Annotated in this window: 5 protein-coding genes; all 5 read right to left on the bottom strand. The window is 62.5% G+C overall.

Going from position 1 to position 4736, the window contains the following annotated elements:
• Window positions 1–147 precede the first annotated feature (147 nt).
• Window positions 148–1581 (bottom strand): UbiA family prenyltransferase, encoded by a 1434-nt coding sequence (locus H7225_RS16640; RefSeq protein WP_290663839.1) that lies wholly within the window; start codon window positions 1579–1581, stop codon window positions 148–150.
• A gap of 14 nt (window positions 1582–1595) precedes the next feature.
• Window positions 1596–2570 carry a lysylphosphatidylglycerol synthase transmembrane domain-containing protein gene (locus H7225_RS16635; RefSeq protein ID WP_290663837.1) on the bottom strand — a complete coding sequence of 325 codons (975 nt, stop codon included), beginning with the start codon at window positions 2568–2570 and terminating at the stop codon, window positions 1596–1598.
• Window positions 2571–2600: 30 nt separating this feature from the next.
• Window positions 2601–3164 carry a dTDP-4-dehydrorhamnose 3,5-epimerase gene (rfbC, locus tag H7225_RS16630; RefSeq protein WP_290663835.1) on the bottom strand — a complete coding sequence of 188 codons (564 nt, stop codon included), beginning with the start codon at window positions 3162–3164 and terminating at the stop codon, window positions 2601–2603.
• A gap of 2 nt (window positions 3165–3166) precedes the next feature.
• Window positions 3167–4057 (bottom strand): glucose-1-phosphate thymidylyltransferase RfbA, encoded by an 891-nt coding sequence (gene rfbA / locus H7225_RS16625; RefSeq protein ID WP_290663834.1) that lies wholly within the window; start codon window positions 4055–4057, stop codon window positions 3167–3169.
• 9 nt (window positions 4058–4066) lie between these two features.
• Window positions 4067–4736: dTDP-4-dehydrorhamnose reductase (gene rfbD / locus H7225_RS16620; RefSeq protein WP_290663833.1), on the bottom strand; the 670-nt coding region annotated here is incomplete at its 5' end.

Below are 4736 nucleotides of genomic sequence, written 5' to 3'. Positions count from 1 at the left end.
TGCCGTAGGGCAACACCGTGGTCGCTGCATCGGCCGGCAAAGGCAAGCTGGCATGGCGGCTGGGCATGCCCAGCACCTGCTGATCTGTGCGCAAGACCCTGCCCCACGAGGTGAATGACTGGGTGGTTGCCATCATGCCTTGACTCGTTATACGGCCAGCCACAGCACGGCGGCAGCGGCCGCGCCGGTGAGCAGGCTGACGCGGTCTTTCAGGGCGAAAACCAAGGGGTCGTCGTGCATGTGGCCACGGTGGGTTTGCATCCACACCCGGCTGACCCAGTACAGCATGATCGGGCACAGCATCCACACGACTTTGGGATGGCCGTACAGCACCGCGATGTCAGGCGAGTTGACGTACAAAGCCAGCACCAGGATGCTGATGTAGCCCGAAGAGCTGCCCAGGCTTTGCAGCAAGGCCAGGTCTTCAACCTGGTAGCCGCGCCCGCTGGCCTTGAGCTGGCCTTGCTTGCGCATGGCGAGTAACTCGGCATAGCGCTTGACGATGGCCAAGCTAAGGAAGATGAAGATGGCGAACAGCAAAAGCCAGAATGACAGCGGGATGCCGGTGGCCGCCGCACCCGCCACGATGCGCACGGTGTACAGGCCGGCCAGGGTCAGTACATCGATCATGACCAAACGCTTGAGGCCGAACGAGTACGCCAGCGTGACCAGGTAGTAGGCCCCCAGCACGGCCAGGAACTTGAGCGGTAGCAGCGCCAAGGCCAAGGCCAGCGAAATGAGCAACAGCACGGGCGCGGCGACCAGGCCAAACAGCAGGCTGAGGGTACCGGCGGCGAAGGGCCGTTTGCACTTGCGGGGGTGCTGGCGGGCGGCCTCCAGATCGAGCATGTCGTTGAGCAGATAGACCGACGAGGCGCACAAGCTGAACGCGACAAAAGCCACCAGGCCGGCGACCAGGGTGGGCATGTCTTGCAGACGGTGCGCGGCGGCCAAGGGCACGAAGATGAGGGCATTTTTGGCCCACTGGTGAACGCGCAGGGCTTTTAAAGCGACCTTGATGCCCGACTTGGGGGGCTGGAACACGGCATCGACCTGGGTGCAGGCGCGGGCACTGGCCTCTAGCCCGGGTTTGGCGTTGACCACAATGGCCGCGCGGGCGTGCTGCCAGACTTTGAGATCAACATGGTGGTTGCCACAGTAATCAAAACCCCGCTCGCCAAAGCGTTGCACCAGTTGCTGGGCCTTGTTGCTGCCCGACAGATTAGTTTGGCCATCGCTGGCCAGCACCCCGTCGAACAGGCCGACATGGTGGGCCACGGCCTGCGCCATGCGTTGGTCGGAGGCCGTGCAAAGCCAGATCTCGCGGCCCTGGCTTTTTTGCGCTTTCAGCCAATCAACGAAGGACTCGGAGTAGGGCAAGGCGGCGCCATTGAGTTGCACACGGCGGGCGATTTCGGCCTTGAGTTTGGCTTTGCCGCCCAGCAACCACAGCGGCACCAGGAACAGGTACAACGGGTTCTGCTTGACGAGCAGCAGGAATGATTCGAACAACAAATCGCTGTGGATGAGCGTGCCATCGAGGTCCACGCACAGCGGGATTGATTGAGCTTTTGAAGACATGAACACCCTTGATTTTACTGTTTGCCGCGCAAGGCCCAGACGCAGATCCAGCCGATGAGCACGGCCAACCACAGCGTCAGCAGACGACACACCAGCGTCAGAAGGATGGCCTCTGGCAGCTGGTAGCCGTGGGCATGCAAGAGACTGGTCATGACCAGCTCGGTGCTGCCCAAGCCCCCCGGCAGGAAGGACAGCGCACCAACGATGATGGCAATGGCATAGATGCCCATGGCCGAGGGCAGCGACAAGGGCGCGGTGGAGATGACATCGCCCACCAGCTTGAGCCCCACGGCTTCAGCACCCCAGGCCACCAGGCCCAGGGACAGGCCCATGAACAAAATGCCCGGTTTGAGGAACTGCCGGGCGCTGCCCAGCATGGTGACCGCCGACTGAATGGCTTTGAACAATTTGCTGCCTGCCAGGCGGTGGCTGGCCATGCGCTGTGCCACCGTGGGCCAGGGCATGAAGGCCAGCATGGCCAGCAAGCTGACGACCAGGCCCACGGCCACCCACAAGGCTTGCCGGTAGGCTTGCAACTCGGCCAAGACGGCCACGGCCAGCAGGATCATGGCCAGCAAATCGAGCAGGCGCTCTACAAAAAAACCGGCCATGAGGCCGGAGATGGGGATGCCCAGGGGCTGGTAATAGCGGGCCCGCACCATCTCACCCAATTTACCGGGCGACAAGGTGAAGGCAAAGCCTGACATGAAGGTGAGCGACACAAACCGCCACGGCAGCACGTGCCCCAGTCGGCTTAAATACAGCTTCCAGCGAACCACGCGCAAGGCGTAGTTGAACAAGGACAAAGCCGTGGCCGCCAACACGGCGGGCCAACCGGCGATCAAGGGGGCCAGGCTGATCTGGGACAGATCACGGTGAAATCCGACCACGCACCACACCGCGAAGCCCGCGATGAGCCCATAGGTCAGGAGGTTGCGCCACAAGCTGGTGGGTGAGCTTGCGGGAGGACGTGGAACGGAGGACAGCATGGTCGGGATTATGCCGAGCGCCATGCCGCGCTAAAAATAATCCGCATCCTTCAAACGCGGGGCCTGCGCGTCTTTGGGGGCCAGGTTGGGCGATTCGCCGCCCAGGGGCCAATCGATGCCGATGTCGGGATCGTTCCAGACGATGGCCCGCTCGCAGTCCTTGGCGTAGACATCGGTCGTTTTGTACAAGAAGTGCGTGTCGTCGGTCAACGCCACGAAGCCATGGGCGAAGCCCTCGGGCACCCACAACTGGCGGTTGTTTTGCGGAGACAGCTCAACGCCTGCCCATTGCCCGAAGGTGGGCGAGCCACGGCGGATGTCCACCGCCACGTCGAACGCGGCGCCCTGCACCACGCGCACCAGCTTGCCTTGGGCGCTGGGCGGAAGTTGGTAGTGCAGGCCCCGCAGCACACCTTTTTTGCTGCAAGAGTGGTTGTCTTGCACGAAAGGCCGGGCGGCAGGCAAGCCCAGCTTGGCCAGTTCGGTGTTGAAGCGGTGCTGGTTGAAGCTTTCCATGAACCAGCCGCGGTCGTCGCCAAACACGGCGGGCTCGATGATGACGACATCCGGGATGCGCGTGGGGATCAGCTTCATGCTCAGAACACCTGTTCGTTGACGACTTTGAGCAGGTACTGGCCGTAGCCGTTTTTAAGCATGGGTTGCGCCAGCTTGTGAACCTGTTCGGCCGTGATCCAACCCGAGCGGAAGGCGATTTCTTCAGGGCAAGCCACTTTCAGGCCCTGGCGCTTTTCAAGCGTGGCGATGAACTGGCTGGCCTCGAGCAGGCTGTCGTGCGTGCCGGTGTCGAGCCAGGCATAGCCCCGGCCCATGATCTGCACGTTGAGCTGGCCTAGCTGCAGGTACATGGCGTTGACATCGGTGATCTCGAGCTCGCCGCGCGGGCTGGGCTTGATCTCAGCGGCGATGTCGCACACCTGCTGGTCGTAAAAGTACAGGCCGGTGACGGCGTAGTTGCTTTTGGGGGCCTTGGGTTTTTCTTCGATGCTGAGAGCGCGCTTGTTGGCATCGAAATCGACCACGCCATAGCGTTCAGGGTCGTGCACGTGGTAGGCGAAGACGCTGGCCCCATCGGGCTGCGAGGCCGCGTCCATCAACAGGCCTTGCAGGTCATGGCCGTAGTAGATGTTGTCGCCCAGGACCAGGGCGCTGGAGTGGTTGCCGACGAAGTCGCGGCCCAGGATGAAGGCTTGCGCCAGGCCATCGGGGCTGGGTTGCACGCAATAGCTGAGGTTGACGCCCCACTGGCTGCCATCGCCCAGCAGAGACTGAAAGCGCGGGGTGTCTTGCGGGGTGCTGATGATGAGGATGTCGCGGATGCCGGCCAGCAACAAAGTGCTGAGCGGGTAGTAAATCATGGGCTTGTCGTAGACCGGCAGCAGTTGTTTGCTGATGGCCAAGGTGGCGGGGTGCAGGCGCGTGCCCGAGCCGCCAGCCAGGATGATGCCTTTGCGTGTAGCGATGGTCATGATGACGAATTACTTCCCTGTGATTTCGGTGAGCATGCGCTGAACACCTTGCTGCCAATGGGGCAAGGTCAAGCCCAGCGCTTGCTGAAGCTTGCTGGTGTCCAGGCGCGAGTTGAGCGGGCGCTGCGCTGGCGTGGGATACGAGGCCGTGCCGGTGGGTTCGATGGCATCTGGTGCCACCTTGATGGGCTGGCCGTTGGCACGCGCCCATTCGATGACAAAGCGGGCGTAGTCGAACCAGCTGGTTTCACCTTGGGCGACCAGGTGGTAGAGGCCGCTGAGTTCTGGGCGATTGGCCTGGCGGAAGGCGCGGATGGCGTGCGCGGTGACGTCGGCCAACAGATCAGCCCCGGTGGGGGCGCCGATCTGGTCATTGATGACTTTGAGCTGATCGCGCTCGGCGGCCAGGCGCAACATGGTTTTGGCGAAATTGCCGCCGCGCGCTGCATAGACCCAACTGGTGCGGAAGATGAAGTGGGCGCAGCCGCTTTGCTGGATGAGTTGCTCGCCTTCGAGCTTGGTGCGGCCGTAAACGCTTAAGGGCGCGGTGGGGCTGGACTCGTTGCGGGCGGCTGAACCACTGCCATCGAACACGTAATCGGTGCTGAAGTGAACCAGCAGCGCGCCCAGTTTGGCCGCCTCAAGGGCGATCAAACCAGGGGCGGTGGCGTTGATGGCC

The organism is Aquabacterium sp. (assembly GCF_014378415.1).
Lineage (GTDB): Bacteria > Pseudomonadota > Gammaproteobacteria > Burkholderiales > Burkholderiaceae_C > Aquabacterium.
Note: the sequence above shows the minus strand (reverse complement) of the source record. Positions and strands in the feature narration are given on the sequence as shown.

Excerpts from the sequence above, each read along its gene's own strand:
- rfbA (WP_290663834.1), bottom strand. The coding sequence starts at position 4,057 with ATGACCATCGCTACACGCAAAGGCATCATCCTGGCTGGCGGCTCGGGC.
- H7225_RS16635 (WP_290663837.1), bottom strand. The coding sequence starts at position 2,570 with ATGCTGTCCTCCGTTCCACGTCCTCCCGCAAGCTCACCCACCAGCTTG.
- rfbC (WP_290663835.1), bottom strand. The coding sequence starts at position 3,164 with ATGAAGCTGATCCCCACGCGCATCCCGGATGTCGTCATCATCGAGCCC.
- H7225_RS16640 (WP_290663839.1), bottom strand. The coding sequence starts at position 1,581 with ATGTCTTCAAAAGCTCAATCAATCCCGCTGTGCGTGGACCTCGATGGC.